18 protein-coding genes are annotated in these 18,710 nt (G+C 71.9%); 10 read left to right on the top strand and 8 right to left on the bottom strand.

The window, feature by feature from the left end; all coding sequences use genetic code 11:
- Positions 1-18: 18 nt before the first annotated feature.
- On the top strand, positions 19-1,278 hold the full coding sequence (locus H8N03_RS21975) for an alpha/beta hydrolase (RefSeq protein WP_187078371.1): 1,260 nt from the start codon (positions 19-21) through the stop codon (positions 1,276-1,278).
- 193 nt (positions 1,279-1,471) lie between these two features.
- Here the strand turns inward: H8N03_RS21975 and H8N03_RS21980 are convergent, their stop codons facing one another.
- Entirely contained in the window at positions 1,472-2,422 is a 951-nt protein-coding gene (locus H8N03_RS21980) for an alpha/beta hydrolase (RefSeq protein WP_187078372.1), read from the bottom strand.
- 42 nt (positions 2,423-2,464) lie between these two features.
- Positions 2,465-3,283: a uroporphyrinogen-III C-methyltransferase gene (gene cobA, locus H8N03_RS21985; protein ID WP_222623094.1), complete on the bottom strand. Its 819-nt coding sequence runs from the start codon at positions 3,281-3,283 to the stop codon at positions 2,465-2,467.
- Between the two features lie 102 nt (positions 3,284-3,385).
- Here cobA and H8N03_RS21990 point away from each other — a divergent pair, with 102 nt between their 5' ends.
- From H8N03_RS21990 to H8N03_RS22030, 9 genes are read left to right on the top strand one after another with little or no spacing between them, the layout of a single operon-like run.
- Complete coding sequence (locus H8N03_RS21990; RefSeq protein WP_187078374.1) at positions 3,386-5,119, top strand: nitrite reductase; 1,734 nt, start codon at positions 3,386-3,388, stop codon at positions 5,117-5,119.
- An 18-nt stretch (positions 5,120-5,137) separates the two neighbouring features.
- The gene (locus tag H8N03_RS21995) at positions 5,138-5,452 is read left to right on the top strand and encodes a c-type cytochrome (protein ID WP_187078375.1); all 315 of its coding nucleotides are present in this window, start codon (positions 5,138-5,140) and stop codon (positions 5,450-5,452) included.
- Positions 5,453-5,462: 10 nt separating this feature from the next.
- Entirely contained in the window at positions 5,463-5,792 is a 330-nt protein-coding gene (locus tag H8N03_RS22000; RefSeq protein ID WP_435531679.1) for a c-type cytochrome, read from the top strand.
- Positions 5,789-6,979, top strand: coding sequence for a cytochrome D1 domain-containing protein (locus H8N03_RS22005; protein WP_187078376.1), 1,191 nt, complete (start codon positions 5,789-5,791; stop codon positions 6,977-6,979). Before H8N03_RS22000 ends, H8N03_RS22005 begins: the two co-directional genes overlap by 4 nt.
- 7 nt (positions 6,980-6,986) lie before the next feature.
- Complete coding sequence (gene ahbB / locus H8N03_RS22010; protein WP_187078377.1) at positions 6,987-7,994, top strand: siroheme decarboxylase subunit beta; 1,008 nt, start codon at positions 6,987-6,989, stop codon at positions 7,992-7,994.
- Positions 7,991-8,476 (top strand): Lrp/AsnC family transcriptional regulator, encoded by a 486-nt coding sequence (locus tag H8N03_RS22015; RefSeq protein WP_187078378.1) that lies wholly within the window; start codon positions 7,991-7,993, stop codon positions 8,474-8,476. Before ahbB (H8N03_RS22010) ends, H8N03_RS22015 begins: the two co-directional genes overlap by 4 nt.
- Positions 8,473-8,958 (top strand): siroheme decarboxylase subunit beta, encoded by a 486-nt coding sequence (gene ahbB, locus H8N03_RS22020; protein WP_187078379.1) that lies wholly within the window; start codon positions 8,473-8,475, stop codon positions 8,956-8,958. Before H8N03_RS22015 ends, ahbB (H8N03_RS22020) begins: the two co-directional genes overlap by 4 nt.
- Before the next feature lie 10 nt (positions 8,959-8,968).
- Positions 8,969-10,171, top strand: a complete 1,203-nt coding sequence (nirJ, locus tag H8N03_RS22025) for a heme d1 biosynthesis radical SAM protein NirJ (protein ID WP_187078380.1) — start codon at positions 8,969-8,971, stop codon at positions 10,169-10,171.
- Positions 10,158-11,723: a nitrite reductase gene (locus H8N03_RS22030; RefSeq protein WP_187078381.1), complete on the top strand. Its 1,566-nt coding sequence runs from the start codon at positions 10,158-10,160 to the stop codon at positions 11,721-11,723. Before nirJ ends, H8N03_RS22030 begins: the two co-directional genes overlap by 14 nt.
- Before the next feature lie 143 nt (positions 11,724-11,866).
- Here H8N03_RS22030 and H8N03_RS22035 read toward each other — a convergent pair whose 3' ends face one another.
- The 6 genes from H8N03_RS22035 to H8N03_RS22060 form a co-directional block, all read right to left on the bottom strand.
- Positions 11,867-12,556: a Crp/Fnr family transcriptional regulator gene (locus tag H8N03_RS22035; protein WP_187078382.1), complete on the bottom strand. Its 690-nt coding sequence runs from the start codon at positions 12,554-12,556 to the stop codon at positions 11,867-11,869.
- Positions 12,557-12,637: 81 nt separating this feature from the next.
- Entirely contained in the window at positions 12,638-14,545 is a 1,908-nt protein-coding gene (locus H8N03_RS22040) for a cytochrome b N-terminal domain-containing protein (protein ID WP_187078383.1), read from the bottom strand.
- Positions 14,545-15,966, bottom strand: coding sequence for a heme-copper oxidase family protein (locus tag H8N03_RS22045; protein ID WP_187078384.1), 1,422 nt, complete (start codon positions 15,964-15,966; stop codon positions 14,545-14,547). The genes H8N03_RS22040 and H8N03_RS22045 overlap by 1 nt, the downstream gene beginning before the upstream one ends.
- Positions 15,963-16,460 carry a hypothetical protein gene (locus tag H8N03_RS22050; protein WP_187078385.1) on the bottom strand — a complete coding sequence of 166 codons (498 nt, stop codon included), beginning with the start codon at positions 16,458-16,460 and terminating at the stop codon, positions 15,963-15,965. The genes H8N03_RS22045 and H8N03_RS22050 overlap by 4 nt, the downstream gene beginning before the upstream one ends.
- Positions 16,457-17,905 carry a hydrogenase iron-sulfur subunit gene (locus tag H8N03_RS22055; protein WP_187078386.1) on the bottom strand — a complete coding sequence of 483 codons (1,449 nt, stop codon included), beginning with the start codon at positions 17,903-17,905 and terminating at the stop codon, positions 16,457-16,459. Before H8N03_RS22055 ends, H8N03_RS22050 begins: the two co-directional genes overlap by 4 nt.
- Positions 17,880-18,704: an SCO family protein gene (locus tag H8N03_RS22060; RefSeq protein WP_354005161.1), complete on the bottom strand. Its 825-nt coding sequence runs from the start codon at positions 18,702-18,704 to the stop codon at positions 17,880-17,882. Before H8N03_RS22060 ends, H8N03_RS22055 begins: the two co-directional genes overlap by 26 nt.
- Between the last annotated feature and the right edge of the window lie 6 nt (positions 18,705-18,710).

The following is an 18,710-nucleotide window of genomic DNA, read 5'->3' on the forward strand; positions in this document are numbered from 1 at the left end:
ACACTGGCGCGCATGAGGATGGCTTCTTCCCTCCCGCTGCTGCTCGCGGGCGCGGCCCTGCTGGCCGGGTGCGCGCCCGTGGTGCCGCACCTCGCGCCCACCCCCGCCGTGATCAAGGACCCGCGGCTCGACTTCGCGCGGAACCTGCAGCCCGCGCTGCGCACGACGCAGCTGCCGGTGTTCTTCGCGACGACGCGCAAGGCGGTGGACGGGCCGGAGCACTTCGGCAACGGCCAGGCCGATGGCGTGACGCTCGGCGTCGCCACCGTGCGGCTCGGCGAGCCGGGCTGGACCTGGGACCAGCTGCTCGCTTCCGACCTCGCCAGCAGCGTGGCGCAGCCGCGGCCGGGCGAGGTGGAGCTCGTGCAGGTGATGGGCACTGCCGGTCGCGGCGACGCGTTCACGCAGGCGGACCGCGACTTCATCGCGAACATCGACGCGCAGCTCGCGCGCACGAGCAACCGCTCCGTCGTGCTCTACGTGCACGGCTACCGGGTCACCTTCGACGAGGTGGCGGTGCAGATGGGATCGTTCGCGCACTACCTGGGCCAGGGCGCGACGGTCACCTTCCAGTGGCCGACCGGCACGAAGTTCTGGAACTACGTGACCGACTGCCCCAAGGCCCGCCAATTCATCCCCGACATCGCGCGGCTCGTCGCCCTGCTGGCGCAGACGCAGGCGCGCCAGGTGAACCTGCTCGCCTACAGCTGCGGCTCGCCGCTGCTCGCCTCGGCGCTGGCGCAATTGCGCGCGCAGCATGCCGGGCTGGACCACGAGGCGCTGCAGCAGCGGCTGCGCATCGGCAACGTGATCTTCGCGGCGTCGGACGTGGACCTGAAGACGTTCGCGCGCGAGCACGTGAAGCCGGCGCTCGACCTCGCGCAGCAGGTCGTCGTGTACTTCTCGCGCGCCGACCGTGCGCTCGGCTTCTCCTCGCTCATCGCCGGCGCGTCACGCCTCGGTTCGCCGGAACTCGAGGACCTGGAGGAACTGAGCCTGGACGAACTGCGCGTCATGTCCGAGGAGCCCCGCTTCCAGGCCATCGACGTCACCGACGTGCGCGGCGCCCACGAGATGGGCGGCATGAAGGGCCACGGCTACTGGTACGCCAACGAGGTGATCTCGACGGACGTCACGCTGTCGCTTCGCTACCCGATCCCGCCGGAGCGGCGCTGCCTGCGCACGAAGCCGGGGACGAAGGTGTGGCGGATGCCGGAGGATTACGTGGAGTGCGTGGGGAGCCGGCTGCTGGAGGCGTATCCGGCGTTGAGAAGGTAGCAGGGGTCATCGGTGGGGTGTCCGAGGCTCGGCTTCGCCTTCACTTCGGGCTACGTGCCGCCTTCGCGGCACTCGAACGCGTTCGCTCACCGTCGGCGGCTTCGCCGCCCCACCCTACGGGAACCGGCAAACGATGTAGGGTGGGCCGGCGAACGCCGGCGCAGGTGAGCGCCAGCGAACCCCACCGGAAGGCTCACCGCACGAACGCGCGAATCGCATCCGTCAACGCCGTATCCCCCGTATTGATCGCATACACCTCCGACATGTGGCTGTGCCCGCGCAACTGCAGCAGCGGGCCGCAATGGTTCGCGGCGCACAGCGCGGCCTGGGCCTGCTCCGCCTGCTCGTGGAAGTCGGACGGGTCCAGCTCCGCATAGGCCACCAGCATCGGCAGGCGCGACGCGGCCATGCCGGGCAGGGCCGAGCGGCGGGCGTACGCCGACGCATCGGTGCCGAAGTACGACTGCAGCGCCGGGCTCGGCGTCGCGCTCGAAGGATCGAACAGCCCCGACACCAGGATCGCCCCCGCGATGCCGCCGCCCGGCTCCACGTGGAAGCGCGGATGGCCGATGTACTGCGCCACGTGCGCCGCGCCGGCGGAATGGCCCATGAGGTAGATCCGGTTCGGGTCGCCGCCGCGGGCGGCGATGTTCTCGCGCACCCAGGTGATCGTGGCGGCCAGGTCTTCCTGCGCGGCCGGCCACGGGTTCTGCGGCGCGAGCCGGTAGGTCGTGTTCACCGCGACCATCCCGTTCTTCACGGCCCACACGCCGATGTTGTCGTAGAAGGGACTGCCGGGCGCGCGGCGCCCGCCGGCCGTGAAGCCGCCGCCATGCACGAAGACGAGCACCGGGCGCGCCGCACCGCCGCTCTCCGGCGTGAAGACGTCGAGCAGGTTGCGCTGCGGGTCGGGGCCGAAGCGCAGGTCGCGCGCCACGCGCACGCCGGCATACGGTTCGCGCTGCTGCAACGGCGCGTACAGGGCGGCGGTCTTCGGCGGGTCGACCACGCGGCCGATCTGCTGCAGCTGCTGCTCGATCGCGTCGGGCACCTGCGAGGGCACCAGCGCGATCCGCGAGTTCGCGCCCGGGAAGGCGCAGCCCGCGAGCAGAAGGGCGCCGGCAGCGGCGAGATGGATTCGCATGGGGTCTCCTGATGACAGGAGCCCATTATCGAAGCGTCTGCGTCAGCCGTTGGGCCGCGCGGACGCTGCCTGCGTGAACCAGCCCAGCGTGTTGTGCAGCCGCACGACCTCGCCCACGACGATCAGCGCCGGCGCCGCGACGGCCTGCGCCTGCGCGAGCAGGGGCAGCGTCAGCAGCGTGCCGGCCACGACGCGCTGGCCGGGGGTGGTGGCCTGCTCCACCACCGCGGCCGGCGTGTCGGCCGCCAAGCCGTGCGCCACGAGCTGCCGGCAGATGGCGGGCAGCGTGCCCAATCCCATGTAGATCACCACCGTCTGGTGCGGCCGCGCGAGCGCGGCCCAGTCCGGCGCCGCGCCGCCTTCGCGGCAATGGCCGGTGGCGAACACGACCGAGGAGGCGTGGTCGCGGTGCGTGAGCGGGATGCCGGCGTACGCGCTCATGCCTTGCGCCGAGGTGATGCCCGGCACGATCTCGAAGGGCACGCCCGCGGCCGCGAGCGCCAGCGCTTCCTCGCCGCCGCGGCCGAACACGTAGGGGTCGCCGCCCTTCAGGCGCACGACCTGCTCGCCCGCAAGGCCGAGCTCCACCAGCAACGCGTTCGTCTCTTCCTGCGGCAGCGTGTGGCGGCGGTCGCGCTTGCCCACGCAGATGCGGCGCGCGTCGCGCGGCAGCAGGGCCAGCACGCCGGCGCCCACGAGGTGGTCGTGCAGCACCAGGCGCGCGGAAGACAGCAGGCGTGCCGCCTTCACGGTGAGCAGGTCGGGGTCGCCCGGGCCGGCGCCGACCAGCCAGACCTTGCCCGGCGCACGGGTGGACCCGGCGGCGCCCCCGGGCTGGGCGATGGCAGCGTGGATCTTCATGGAGCGCATGGTCACCGCGGCGAACTGCGGCGGCCTTAAGGCAGATCAAGGAAGCGCAAGCGGCCCCGGCGGACGATCACGCCGGACATCAAGGAGAAGACCATGTCGAAACGCGCATTCCGCGCCACCGTCCTGGCGTTCGCCGCGGCCGCGGCAGCCGGGTTCTCGCTGGCGCAGGCCCCGAAGACGGACGCCCACCCGGTGACCCCGGCGGAACAGAACTACCAGGCCGGCGGCTCGCCGCTCGCGAGCGAGCCCATGTACCAGAGCACCAACCCCAAGGCGCCGCCCATGACGCAGGCGGAATTCGACCTCGGGCGCAAGGTGTACTTCGAGCGCTGCGCCGGCTGCCACGGCGTGCTGCGCAAGGGCGCGACGGGCAAGCCGCTGACGCCGGACCTCACGCTGGGCAAGGGCACGGACTACCTCAAGGTGTTCATCGCCTACGGCTCCCCCGCGGGCATGCCCAACTGGCTCACCTCGGGCGAGATGGACGACAAGACCGTCGACGTGATGGCCCGCTACATCCAGCAGGACCCGCCCCAGCCGCCGGAGTTCGGCATGGAGCAGATGAAGGCGACCTGGAAGGTGATCGTGCCGCCGGCCGACCGCCCCAAGAAGAAGATGAACGCGTACAACATCGAGAACATCTTCTCGACCACGCTGCGCGACACGGGCGAGGTGGCGCTGATCGACGGCGACAGCAAGAAGATCATCAACATCGTGAAGACCGGCTACGCGGTCCACATCTCGCGCACCTCGGCTTCCGGTCGCTACCTGTACGTGATCGGGCGCGACGCCAAGATCAACATGATCGACCTGTGGATGCCCAGGCCGGACAACGTCGCGGAACTGCGCGTCGGCCTGGAAGCGCGCTCGGTGGAGACCAGCAAGTACAAGGGCTACGAAGACCGCATCGCGATCGCGGGCGCCTACTGGCCGCCGCAGTACGTGATCATGAAGGGCGACACGCTGGAGCCGCTGAAGATCGTCGGCACCCGCGGCATGACGGTGGACAAACAGGAATACCACCCCGAGCCGCGCGTCGCCTCCATCGTCGCGAGCCACTTCAAGCCCGAGTTCGTCGTCAACGTGAAGGAGACCGGCAAGACGCTGCTGGTGGACTACTCCAACGTCGACGCGCTGAAGGTCACGGAGATCGGCACGGCCCGCTTCCTGCACGACGGCGGCCTCGATTCCAGCAAGCGCTACTTCATGGTGGCGGCCAACCAGAGCAACAAGATCGCCGCGGTGGACCTGAAGGACGGCAAGCTTGCCAGCCTGATCGAGGTCGGCAAGATCCCGCACCCCGGCCGCGGCGCCAACTTCGTGCACCCGAAGTACGGCCCCGTGTGGTCCACCGGCCACCTCGGCGACGAGACCATCTCGCTGATCGGCACCGACCCGCACAAGAACAAGGCGAACGCGTGGAAGGTGGTGCAGACGCTCAAGGGCCAGGGCGGCGGCTCGCTGTTCCTGAAGACGCACCCGAAGTCCAGGCACCTGTACGTCGACACGCCGCTGAACCCGGAGCCGAAGATCTCGCAGACGCTCGCCGTCTTCGACATCGACGCGCTCGACAAGGGTTACCAGGTGCTGCCCATCGCCGAATGGGCGGGCATCAAGGACGGCGGGGCGATGCGCGCGCTCCAGCCCGAATACAACAAGGCCGGCGACGAGGTCTGGGTCTCCGTCTGGTCCGCGAAGGACAAGCAGTCGGCCATCGTCGTGATCGACGACAAGACGCTGAAGCTCAAGACGGTGATCAAGGACCCGCGCCTGATCACCCCCACGGGCCACTTCAACGTCCACAACACCCAGCACGACGTGTACTGATTCGAGAGGAGAAGACAGATGGACAAGCGCATCTTTCTGGCCGTGGCCGCGGTGCTCGCCCTGGGCGCGGCCCAGGCCCAGAACGCCGAGGAAGCCATGAACAAGGCGGGCTGCATGGCCTGCCACGCCAAGGAGAAGAAGGTGATCGGCCCGTCGTTCAAGGAGATCGCCGCGAAGTACAAGGGCCAGGACGCGACGGCGAAGCTGATGGAGAAGGTCCGCAAGGGCGGCTCCGGCGTGTACGGGCCCATCCCCATGGCGCCGAACCCGCCGGACAAGATCAACGACGCGGACCTGAAGGCCGCGGTCGAACTGATCCTCAAGACCTCGTGAGGATGCCGTCGTGACACGGGTCGCCGTCCTCGCCGCACTGCTGCTGGCGCTGGTCTTCCCGGCGCAAGCGCAGGCGCCCGACGCCGCGCGGCAGCGCGAGCTGGTGCGCATGGTGCGGCAGGACTGCGGTTCGTGCCACGGCATGCGCCTCGCGGGCGGGCTCGGCCCGCCGCTGGACGCACAGCGCCTGGCCCAGTGGCCCCTCGAGGCACTCGTGGCCACCATCCACCAGGGCCGTCCGGGCACGCCGATGCCGGGCTGGTCTCCCATGCTGTCGCTCGCGGACGCGACCTGGATCGCGGAGCAGCTGCAGCGCGGCTTCCCGGAGGAACGGCGATGAAGCGCCGCAACTTCCTCGGTGCGGCAGCCGCCATCGCGGCGCTGCCTGGCTGCGCGCCGCTGCCCACCTCGCGCGGCACCGGCGACCTCGGCGTCGTCATCCAGCGCGCGAGCGGCAAGCTGGCCGTGGTCGACACGACGGCGCGCGAAGTGCTCGGCGAGATCGCCGGCCTCGGCGACCTGTCGCACGCGAGCGTGGTGTACGGACGCGACGGCGCCAGCGCCTACGTGTTCGGCCGCGACGGCGCGCTCACGCACGTCAACGTGCGCACGCAGCGCGTGCTCGCGCGCGTGCAGCAGGCCGGCAACAGCATCGGCGGCGCCATCTCGCAGGACGGCAGCCTCGTCGCCGCGCAGAACTACACGCCGGGCGGCGTGCGCGTCTTCGATGCGCGCACGCTCGCGCCGCTGGCCGACATCCCGGCCACCTACACCGCGGCCGACGGCAGCACGCAGCGCTCGCGCGTGGTCGGTCTCGCCGACCTGCCGGGCCGGCGTTTCGTCTTCGCGCTGTTCGACGCGGACCAGATCTGGGTGGCGGACCTCGCCAATCCGCGCGAGCCGCGGATCACGAAGTTCGCCGGCATCGGCCGCCAGCCCTACGACGCGCTGGTCACGCCGGACGGACGCCACTACATCGCCGGCCTGTTCGGCGAAGACGGCCTCGCGCTGCTGGACCTCTGGCAGGCCGAGCCGAAAGTGCGCCGCATTCTCGGCGGCTACGGCCGCGGCGAGCAGCCGCTGCCCGTCTACAAGATGCCGCACCTGCGCGGCTGGGCCGTCGCGGGGCGCGAAGCCTGGCTGCCCGCCATCGGCCGCCACGAAGTGCTGGTCGCCGACGCGCTGCGCTGGGAGGAAGTGGCGCGCGTGCCGGTCGCGGGCCAGCCCGTGTTCGTCATGGCGCGCCCCGACGGCCGCCAGGTGTGGGTGAACTTCGCCGTGCCCGACTACCACCGCGTGCAGGTGATCGACACCGTCACGCGCCGCGTGGTGCGCACGCTGGAGCCGGGCAAGGCGGTCCTGCACATGGAGTTCACGCCGCGCGGCGAGGCCGTGTGGATCAGCTCGCGCGACGACGACCGCGTGTCGGTCGTCGACACCGCGAGCTTCGAGACGCTCGCGCGGCTGGACGTGCCGCAGCCGAGCGGCATCTTCTTCAGCGCCCGCGCCGGGCGCATGGGACTGTAGGCCCGCCATGCACTCCCCAGGCGATGCAGGCAGCACGCTCGCCCTGCTGAACGACTACCAGCGGGACTTCCCGCTGCAGCCGCGGCCGTTCGCGGCGATCGGCCAGCAGCTCGGCTTGCAGGAGCGCACCGTGATCGCGCAGCTGCAGCAACTGCGCGACGCCGGCCAGGTGGGGCGCATCGGCGCCGTCTGGGGCCGCGGTGCCGGCGGGGCGGCTGCCTTGTGCGCCCTGTCCGTTCCGCCCGCGCGCCTGCTGCAGGTCGCCGCGATCGTGAGCCGCGAGCCGGCCGTCAACCACAACTACGAGCGCGAACACGCCTGGAACCTCTGGTACGTGCTCACCGGCACCGACGCGCTCGCGGTGCGCGCGACGGCGGCGCGGATCGCGCACGCGGCCGGCGTGCCGGCCCTCTTCCTGCCGATGGAGCGCGCGTACCGCGTCGACCTGGGCTTCGACCTGCGCGGCGCCCACGCCCTGCCCCGGACCGGCGCCTTGCACGTGGACGCCTCGCAGGCGGTGCAGCCTGCGGACCGGCCACTGGCCGCACTCGCCGAAGCCGGCCTGCCGCTGGAGCCCGCGCCCTTCGATGCCTGGGCGCGCGAACTCGGCCGCCCGCGCGAGATGCTGCTGTGGACCCTGCGCCGCTGGCTGCGGCACGGCACGCTGCGGCGCTTCGGCGTCGTGGTGCGGCACCACGACGTCGGCTTCGCCGCCAATGCGATGACGGTGATCGCGGCACCGCCCGACGAAGCCGATGCGATCGGCATGGCGCTCGCGGCGCAGCCCGGCGTGACGCTGGCCTACCGGCGCGCCACCGCCCTGCACTGGCCCTACAACCTGTACTTCATGGTGCACGGGCGCGAACGCGCCGGTGCGCAGGCCCTCGTCACCGCCGCGCTCGCGGCGACCGGTGCGCAGCGCCTGCCGCACGAGACGCTGTTCAGCGTGCGCCGCTTCAAGCAGACGGGCGGCCGCTACTTCGCGGCCGCGGTGCGCGAGGAGGCCCGGCCATGAAGCCCCGCCCCCTGCCTGCGGGCATCGACCGCGTCGACGCCGCGCTGATCGACCACCTGCACGACGGCTTCCCGCTGTGCGACCGCCCCTTCGCCCGCATCGGCGAAGCGCTGGGGCTGGGCGAAGACGAGGTGCTGGAGCGCCTGCGCGCGCTGCTCGCCTCGGGCGTGCTCACCCGGCTGGGGCCGCTGTACCAGATCGAGCGCGCGGGCGGCGCCTACCTGCTCGCCGCGCTGGAAGTGCCGCCGGCGCGCTTCGATGCCGTGGCCGCGCAGGTGAACGCGCACCTCGAGGTGGCGCACAACTACCGGCGCGAGCACCGGCTGAACATGTGGTTCGTGTTGGCCGCCGATGCGCAGGCGACCGTCGATGCCTGCGTGCGAGCCATCGAGGCGGAGACCGGGCTCGCCGTGCACGCCTTCCCCAAGCAGCGCGAGTACCACGTGGAACTACGGCTGCCTGCGAACCGGGAAAGCACATGACCGCCCTCGACCCCCTCGACCGGCAGCTGATCGCCGCCACCCAGAGCGGGCTGCCGCTGGTGCCGCAACCCTACGAGGCGCTCGGGGCCATGCTGGGCATCTCCTCGCCGGAGGTGCAGGAGCGGCTGGCCTCGATGCTGGAGCGCGGCCTCATCCGCCGCATCGGCGCCGTCGCCAACCACTACCGCCTCGGCTACACGGCGAACGGCATGACGGTGTGGGACGTGGACGATGCGCAGGTGGACGCCCTCGGCGAACGCGTGGGCGCCCTGCCCGGCGTGTCGCACTGCTACCGCCGCCCGCGGGCGCTGCCCGCATGGCCCTACAACCTGTTCGTGATGCTGCACGGCCACTCGCGCGAGGAAGTCGAGCGCCAGGCGAAGGCCGTGGCCGCCGTCCTCGGCGAAGCGTGCCGCGGCCACGACATCCTGTACAGCACGCAAGTGCTCAAGAAGACCGGGCTGCGCCTGGCGATGCCCTGAAGGAACGACGATGCTGCGCATCTCCCAATACCTGCGCGAGGTGGCCGAGGCCGAGCGCACCGGCGCCTGGCCCGTGCCGCCGCCCGCGCGCGGCGCCGGCCGTCCCACGCGCCCCGTGGTGATCTGGAACCTCACCCGCCGCTGCAACCTCACCTGCAAGCACTGCTACGCGCTCTCGGCCGACCACCACTACCCGGGCGAGCTGGACGAAGCGCAGATGCTCGCGGTGCTGGCGGACCTGAAGGCGTATGGCGTGCCGGCGCTGATCCTCTCCGGCGGCGAGCCGCTGCTGTCGCCGCATCTGTGGCCGCTGGCGGCGCGTGCGCGCGAACTGGGCTTCCACCTGGGACTGTCGACGAACGGGACGCTGATCGACGCCGCGATGGCCGACCGCATCGCGGCGCACGGCTTCGACTACGTGGGCATCAGCCTCGACGGCATGCGCGCGGCGCACGACCGGTTCCGCCGGCTCGAAGGCGCCTTCGACCGTTCGCTCGCCGCCCTGCGCCTGCTGCGCGAACGCGGCGTGCACATCGGCATGCGCTACACGATGACGGCCATGAACGGCGAGGAGCTGCCCGCCTTGCTGGCGCTGATGCGCGAGGAGCAGGTGCCCAAGTTCTACTTCTCGCACCTGAACTACGCCGGCCGCGGCAACATCCACCGGGGGCGCGACGCGCGCTTCGAGGCGACCCGCGCCGCGATGGACCTCCTGTTCGAGACGGCCTGGCAGGCCGCGCGCGGCGGCGAGCCGCACGAATTCGTCAGCGGCAACAACGACGCCGACGGCGTGTACCTGCACCAGTGGGTGCGCGCGCGCTTCCCGCGCTGGGCGGCGCCGCTGCGCGAGCGTCTCGTGGCATGGGGCGGCAACGCGTCGGGCGTCGGGGTCGCGAACATCGACAACCTGGGACACGTGCACCCGGACACCATGTGGTGGCACCACGACCTCGGCAGCGTGCGCGACCGTCCGTTCTCCGCGATCTGGGAAGACCGCAGCGACCCGCTGATGGACGGCCTCCAGCGCAAGCCGCGCCCGCTGGAGGGACGCTGCGGCGCCTGCCCGCAGGCCGACATCTGCGGCGGCAACACGCGCGTGCGGGCCCAGCAGCTCACCGGCAACGCGTGGGCCGAAGACCCGGGCTGCTACCTGGACGACGCCGAACTGGGCCTGGCCACCGAGACCGCGGGAGGCCCCGATGCGCTGGCTTGATCGCCTCGCGTGCGCACTGCTCGCGCTCGCGCCCGCCTTCGCCGCGGCGCAGGCACCCGACGCCGCCGCCTTGTACGGCAGCCACTGCGCGGCCTGCCACGGCGCGCAGCGCCTGGGCGGCATGGGCCCCGCGCTGCTGCCGCAAAGCCTGGAACGCCTGCGCAGGGACGACGCGCTGAAAGTGATCCGCGAAGGCCGCGCCGCCAGCCAGATGCCCGCGTTCGGCGACAAGCTGCAGGCCGCGGAGCTCGCCGCGCTCGCAGCGTGGATCTACACGCCGGTGCAACCCGCGCCACGCTGGGGCGAGGACGACATCCGCGCCTCGCGCACTTTCGACGACGCCTCGCGCCAATGGCCGGCGCGCCCGCGCTGGAACGCCGATCCCATGAACCTGTTCGTCGTGGTCGAAGGCGGGGACCACCACGTGTCGCTGGTCGACGGCGACAGGCTGGAGGTGCTGCACCGCTTTCCGTCGCGCTTCGCGCTGCACGGCGGCCCGAAGTTCTCGCCGGAGGGACGCTACGTCTACTTCGGCTCGCGCGACGGCTGGATCACCAAGTACGACCTGTGGAACCTGGCGGTGGTGGCCGAGGTGCGCGCCGGCCTCAACATGCGCAACGTCGCCGTCAGCAGCGACGGGCGCTTCGTGATGGCCGCCAACTACCTGCCGCACACGCTGGCGCTGTTCGATGCCGACCTGAACCTGCTGCGCACCTATGCGGCCGCGACGCTGGACGGCGCCCGCAGCTCGCGCGTTTCCGCGGTGTACGACGCGGGTCCGCGGCACAGCTTCGTCGTGGCGCTCAAGGACATCCCGGAGCTGTGGGAGATCTCGTACGACCCGAAGGCGGAGCCCGTGTACGACGGCCTGGTGCACGACCACCGCATGGGCGAGGCGCTCGCGCGGCCCGGCTACCTGGGCGTGCGCCGCACGCCGCTCGACGAGCCGCTGGACGACTTCTTCTTCGACGACGCCTACCGGCATGCGGTCGGCACCGCGCGCGCCGCCGCCGACGGCAGCACGTCCGCGCAGGTGGTGAACCTGGACGTGCGGCGCCGCATCGCCACGGTGCCGCTGGGCGGCATGCCGCACCTGGGCTCCGGCATCACCTTCGACTGGAAGGGCCGCCGCGTGCTGGCCACGACCAACCTGAAGGACGGCGTCGTGACGGTGATCGACATGGCGCGCTGGCAGCCCGTGAAGCGGGTCGCGACACCGGGCCCGGGCTTCTTCCTGCGCAGCCACGAGAAGACGCCGTATGCCTGGGTGGACGCGATGATGAGCCCCGCGAAGGACACGATGACGGTGATCGACAAGCGCACGCTGGAGCCGGTGCGCACCTTGCAGCCGTCACCGGGCCGGACCGTGGCGCACGTGGAATTCACGCGCGATGGCCGCTACGCATTGGTGAGCCTGTGGGAGAACGAAGGCGCGCTGATCGTCTACGACGCGGCGACGCTGCAGGAGGTGAAGCGGCTGCCGATGGCGAAACCGGTGGGGAAGTACAACGTGGGGAACAAGCTGGCGCGGTCGGAGGGGACGTCGCACTAGGTGGGGGTGGTTCGGTGGGGCTCGCTGGCGCTCACCTGCCCGCGCTGGCGCGCGGCCACCCTACAGGGCTGTGTGATTGGATTTGTAGGGTGGCGCGGCGAAGCCGCGGACGGTGAGCGCCAGCGAACCCCACCGAAAGGCCCTCACTGCTGGTACGCCGCCAACCTCTTCGGATCCCGGATCCGGATCTCCCGCCGATCGATCTCCACCAGCCCCTGCGCCTCCAGCTCGTGCAGCACGCGCGAGAAATACTCCGGCGTGAGCGACAGCCGCGACGCCACCATCGCCTTGCTCACCGGCAGCGACACGGTCACGCCGCCGTCGCCGTCGACGTCGCGCAGCAGGTAGCCGATCACGCGCTGTGCGCCCGAGTGCAGCGTGTACGCCTCCACGTCGCGCACCAGGCCGTGCAGGCGGCGCGACACGCCGGCCAGCATGCGCAGGCTGAAGCGCGGGTCGATCTCGATCTCGCGCAGCACCGCCTGCTTGCCGACGCTGAGCACCAGCGAGTCCGTGAGCGCCTGCGCGCTGACGATGTAGGGCATGCCGGTGAACATCAGCGCCTCGGCGAAGGTGCCGCCGGGGCCGATCAGCTCGATCACCTTCTCCTGGCCCGAAGGAGAGAGCGCGAACAGCTTCACCTGGCCGACCACGGTGACGTGGAACTCCTCGCAAGGCTCGCCGACGCGGAAGACCATGTCGCCACGCGCGAGCCGGCGCAGGCGGCAGCCTTCGGCCAGGCGCGCGAGCTCCGGCGGCGCGATCGCGTGGAACAGCGGCAGCGTCGAGAGATAGCGCGGCAGGTCGAAACTGGGCTGGCCCCGGTTGTCCATGCGGTGCCCTTCCGGGGCCGGCGAAGGGCGGCCCGACCCGCACAGTCTGGTTGCTGCCGGGCGCTTCCCGTTTGCGGGAAATCAAGCGGGCTGCGCGGCGGGCACGAAGGCGTCGGAAAAGCACGACTGCTCGTCCAGCCCGCGGGCCAGGAAGTCGCGCACGGCCGAATCCACCATCCGGACCGAGCCGCAGACGTAGACCTCGTGGCCCGCCAGCTGGGGGAAGTCGGCCAGCATGGCTTCGTGCACGAGACCGGTGCGGCCCGGCCAGTGGTCGTCCGGGAGTGGCTCCGAGACGACGGGGACGTAGCGGAAATTCGCATGCTCGCGCGCCCAGCCCTGCACCAGGTCCTGCAGGTACAGGTCCTGCGGCCGGCGCACGCCCCAGTACAGGTGCAGCGGGCGGTGCAGGCCGCGGGCGAAGGCGTCTTCCAGGATGCTCTTGACGGGGGCGAAGCCGGTCGCGCCGGCGACGAACAGCAGCGGGGCCTGCCCTTCGCGCAAGGTGAAGCGGCCGAGCGGGCCCTCGAAACGCAGCGGGTCGCCGACGCGCATGCCGTCGAAGACGTGGCCGGTGAATCGGCCGCCGGGAATGCGGCGCACGTGCAGCTCGATGCGCTCGCTGCCGCCGGGCGGGCTGGCGAAGGAGAAGGCGCGCCGCTGGCCGTCGTCGAGGAGGATGTGGATGTACTGGCCGGCGCTGAACGCCAGCCGTTCCCCCCAGGGCAGGGCCACCCACAGGCGCATGACGTCGGGGGCGAGCTTCTCCATGGCGTCGATGCGGCCCGTGTGCACGACCGGCGGCGGGACTTGCGCGGGTTGCAACGGCGCATGGACCTCGATCACCAGGTCCTCCTGCGGCACGGCGCAGCACAGGAGCGCCTGGCCTTGCGCGCGCAAGGCGTCGGGTAGCGCCGAAGGTTGGTACGGCCGGTGCGACACCGTCCCCTGGGCGATGGTGCAGCGACAGAGGCCGCACGCGCCATTGCGGCATTCGTACGGCAGCGCGAGACCCTCGCGCAGGCCCGCATCCAGCAGCGTCTCCCCTGCGCGAACGCGCAGCTGCGCCTCGGCGCCCGCGCTGCCTTGCACGATCACCTGGTGTTCGGCCTCGCGGCCGCGCCGGCCCCGCGGCAGCCAGGGCAGGATCGCCAGCAGCGCGGTGCCTGCCCCTGCCAGCGCCCACACCTGCGGGAGAGGCCAGGCAACCATCAGCGGCAGCAGGGCCAGGTAGAACCAGTCGAGGTCGACCGCCGCCACCGCTTGCCGGAGGTCGGCGGGGCCGCCCTGGCTGAGCGCGGGCTGCAGCAGCGACAGCAGCAGCAGCGCCACGAGCAGTCCCGCCGCGACCGGCCGCGGCGGCGCGGTGCGTGCCTTGGGCACGCGCTGCACGTGCACCCACATCAGCAGCAGCACGAACAGCGGCAGGCCGATGTGCAGGAAGGACAGCAGCGAGAAGAAGCGGTCGGTGACGCTCGCCGGGTAGAGGAAGTTGCGCATCAGCGCGCCGCCGAAGATCGGCAGCGCGTCCAGCCACTCGAACACCGCGACGGACGCGTACTGAGCCAGCCGGTCCCAGGGCAGCATGTACCCGTTGATGCCCGAAGCGTAGACCAGCCAGACCAGCACCACGCCCGTGATCCAGGAGAACCAGCGGTAGCCACGGAAGCGGTCGAACGCGAAGTGCCGCAGCAGGTGCAGCAGCATGGTGAGCACCATCGCGTCGGAGGCGTAGCGGTGCAGGCTGCGCAGCACGCCGCCGGCGAACCACTGCCGGTGCGTGATCGCCTCCACCGAGGCGTGCGCCGCGCCGACGCCGGTCTCGAAGAAGGCGTAGAGATAGAGGCCGCTGACCGCGACCACCCAGAACAGGAAGAAGGTGATCTCGCCCAGGCGGTAGAGCGGGTTCAGCCGGTCGCCGAACGCGGCGTTGAACAGCCCCTCGGCGCGCAGGAAGAGCGCTTGCAGCAGGGACTGCAAGGCGCGCATCAGCGTACCGCCGGCCGGCGCATCGCGCGCAGTACCACCACCAGGAACAGCAGGCCACCGGCGATCGCGATCGCGCCGCCCAGGCCCATGAGCCCCATGCCCGCGATCTCGCCCGGCGTGCGCAGCACCTGCCCGGCGCCCGCGACCTTGCGCTGCACGCCGTAGCCGCCCGACCAGACCAGGCCCACGATGTGCATCAGCTGCCCCGCGGCGTACACCCAGGGCTGCGCCGTCGCGAGGCGGCCGGCGGGCGCGGCGTAGCCGAGCGCGGGCAGCAGCTGGTAGGCCATCCCCATGAGCGCCAGCGTCACGCCGACGATGCAGCCGTGGTAGTGCGCCGGGATGCGCACGTTGCTGCCGGTGATGGCGACCCCGATCAGCCCACCGGCGCCGAACAGCAGCACGGAGGAGAGCAGCGCGGCGCGCCAGGGCCGCGCTTGCGGTTTCAGCGGCGGCGCGCTCGCCATTCCCACGACGGCGGCCAGCGCGACGGGCAGGATGGCGACGCCGCCGCCGAGGCGCATCGCCCACGTGAGCAGCGCGCGGTGCTCCACCGACGCGACCGGGTACGCGACGTACGCATAGGGCGTGACGAACACGGCGAGCAGCGCCAGCGCGAACATCAGCAGGGCCACGCGCGGGCTGAGCGGCACCTTCGCGCCGCACGCGCCCGCGAGCCACAGCCAGGCCACCAGCATGAGCAGCGTCCAGGTGAACTGCAGCGCGTGGCCGCCGCCCCAGAAGAGGATCTCGTAGTACGCCTTGCCTTCCAGCGAGGTCGGCACTTCCACCCACGACCAGGCGAACGCCAGCAGTGCCACCGCCGTCGCGACCGCCGCGACGTTGAGGCCGAAGCGCAGCGCGCCGCGGCCGTCGAAAGCGAAGCCGAGGCGCGGTGCCTGCGCCAGCGTGCGCAGCACGAGCAGCGCGACCCCGGCGGCGAACACCAGCAGGCCGCCGAGGAAGAGCGGCCCGGCCAGCACGGGGATGTAGTTGGCCATCACCGGCGTGCCCGCGCCGGTGAAGGGCGCGATGGCCATCGCGGCCGTGCCGAGGGCGCACAGCGCCAGCGCGGCCTGGCCCCAGCGCAGCCCGCGCGCCGGCGTGTGGAGGCTCCACAGCATGCCGGCCAGCGCCGCGAACCACACGAGCACCGACAGGTCCACGTGCACGACCAGCGCGACGTGGAAGAATCCGGCCGCCGGCAGCCAGCTGTTGATGCCCGGCGTGCGCGAAACCACGAGCAGGACGGAGAACAGGCCCGAGGCGACCAGGGCGGCCAGCCCGAGGTGCAGCCAGCCGCGGGCGAGCGCGACACGTTCGTCCGTGGGCACGGTGCAGGCGTAGTCCGTCGCCGATCGCGCGGGAGCGGGGGCGGGCCGCGCATGCGGCGCGGGCAGGACGGCGGGCCAGGTGCTCATGACAACGTGACTCCCTTCTGCGGATCGAAGTCGATGACCAGCACCTGCGCCTCCTTCAGCGTGAGGACCGCTTCGCGCGTGTGGGCGAAGGCGGCGCCGGGTGCGTCCTTCAGGCGGACGGCGATGCGGTGCTCGCCGGCCGGCACCGCGAGGCGGTGGTACACGGTGGAGGCGCCGTCGCGCGACAGGCCGGCGGGCTGCGCCACGTGGCGGAAGACGGTGGCGCCGTCGAGGTCCACCTCGATCTCCACCGGCACGCGCTCGCGCTCGCACTTCAGCGGCGTGCGCATGTTGGCCGGCAGCTTCGCCAGTTCCTCCGGCGTGTAGGGACGGCAGGGCGCCACGCGCTGGCCGTGGTGGATGAAGCTCACCTTCAGCAGGGCCTGACCGGGCGGCAGCGCCTGGTAGCGCGGCCAGTGCGAGAACACGCCGAGGAAGAGGGCGAACGCTCCGTACAGCACGCCCTGCGCCAGCCAGGCTTTCCAGTGCTTCATGTGCCGTCCTCCAGCGCCGCGCGCAGCCGCGCTTCCTCGCCGGCGTCGGCCCAGACGGTGCGCCACCGCGGCGGCACTCCGGCGCGCAGGTGCGGCTCGCGCATTCCGGCGAGGCGCTGCGCCATCCATTGCTGCCCGAGGCGGAACTCGCAGCCGCCTTCGCGGCAGCCGGCGACCACGACCGAATCGGCGCCTTCGCGCAGCGCGTACTCGACGAAGGACGGCGGCAGGTTGGCGATGCAGGGCAGGCCGAGCGCGATCACGTCCGGGGCGCGCAAGGTGGCCACGCGGGCGCCCCGCTCGCAGCCGAACACGACGCGGCGTGCCCCGCGCGCCAGCCCCTCCCGCAGGCGCTCGCGCATGGCACCCATCGGGCCCTGCGGCATGTCGATGCCGGTGACGAAAGCCTGCGTCTTGCGGAACGGCGTCGACGACGGGCAGGCCCCCGCGCAGATGCCGCAGCTCGCGCAGAGCGCAGTATTCACCTGCGCGAGCTGCACGCCCGGGCGTCGCAAGGGGTGCGGCACGAGGGTGATCGCGGCGAAGGGACAGTCGTCGGCGCAGCGGCCGCAGCCATTGCAGTTCGCCGGATCCACGACCGCGACGGGCTGCGCCGGCACCCGCACGAGCGGCAGCGCGAGCAAGCCTGCGAACACCGCCGCGAGCAGCGCCCAGGTGGCCTGCGCCGACGTCGCGTCCACCAGCGGATGCACGAACAGCAGCAGCCAGTCGAAGTCCAGGCGCTGCGGTGCCAGCGCGAGGTCGGCCGGCCCCTGGTTTCCCACGGGCAACACGAAAGCGAGCAGCAGCAGGGCCGCCGACGTCCCCGCCGCGAGCGTGCGATGCGGGAACGCGCGGACGCGGCTGATGCGCTGCACGTGCGTCCAGCTCGCGAACACCAGCAGCAGCGGCAGCCCGAGGTGGACGAACACGAACAGCGAGAACAGGCGGTCGCCCACGCCGCCCTGCAGGAAGTTGCGCGCGAGGGGCGCGCCGAGGAAGGGCAAGGCATCCAGCCATTCGGCCGTCGCGATGGCGGAGAACTGGCCCAGGCGGTCCCAGGGGATCCAGAAGCCCCCGATGGAACTGGCATAGGCAAGCGGGAGCAGCAGCACGCCCGTCGTCCAGGCATGGGTGCGGACACCGGCGTGGTGGCGCAGCACCCCTTCGCGCAGCAGGTGCAGCAGCATCGCCAGCACGAAGGCGTCGGCGGCGTAGCGATGCAGGCCGCGCAGCGCCTGGCCCCAGGGCGTGCGCGAGAGCGCCTCCATGGAGCGATAGGAGCCTTGCGCGGAGGTGTCCAGCAGCGCATACAGCACCACCCCGCTCACCGCCAGCAACCACAGCAGCAGGAAGGCGAGCGCGCCCAGCTGCTTCAGCGGGTTGGCCGCGCCGCCGAAGGCCGCGTCGAAGCGGTGGTCAAGCGCGAGCAGCCAGGCGCGCATCGCGGCGCTCCCTTCGCCGCACCCGCCATTCGTTGAGCATGTACAGCGCCATGGAAAGGATGAAGGTCACGCCGCCCGCAATCTCCCAGGCGAGCGTGTAGTCCACGCGGTAGGTGCCCGTTTCCGGGTCGTACACCGTGCAGAGGATGCGGATGCGGTCGACGACCCCGGCGAGCACGCCCGCGGGCGGGAGCGGCTCGCCCGCGAGCAGCAGTTGCAGGTCGTCGCCCAGCACCGCCGCGGACGGCTCGTTGCCGAGGACCTGCCGCACGATGCGGCCCTGCGCATCGACGAGCGTCACCTGCAGCACGTGGTCGAAGCCGGCCGGCGTGGCGGCGTAGCGGAAGCCGAAATCGCGCGTGAGCGGCTCCACCGTGCGCGCGGGCGCACTGAGGAAGACCCAGCCGTCGCGCCCGACGCGGTGCTGCGCGGCGAAGGCCTTCATCGCCTGCGGCGAGTCCGCCGGCTGGTTGAAGCCGATGCTGGCGACGGCGAAGCGGCCGGCGCCGAAGCGGGCGTCGAGCGTGCGCACCGTCTCGTCCAGCGCACGCGTGCTCGCGGGGCACACCTGGAAGCAGCCGGTGTAGATGAAGCTGACCAGCAGGGGACGGCCGCGGAACGAGGCGAGCGGGACGGGCCGGGCTTCGCGATCGAGGAGGACGTGGTCGGCGGGTACGCGGCCGACGGCGGCAAGGCTGGCGCGCATTGCGTCGGCGGCGTCGAGGGTGGGGACTTCCTGGGCCGCCACCAGCACGGGCGCCAGCGACAGCAGCAGGGCCCGGCAACACGTCGTCCTCACCGTGCG

Origin of the sequence: Ramlibacter cellulosilyticus, assembly GCF_014297465.1 — a bacterium.
Classification (GTDB): domain Bacteria; phylum Pseudomonadota; class Gammaproteobacteria; order Burkholderiales; family Burkholderiaceae_C; genus Ramlibacter; species Ramlibacter cellulosilyticus.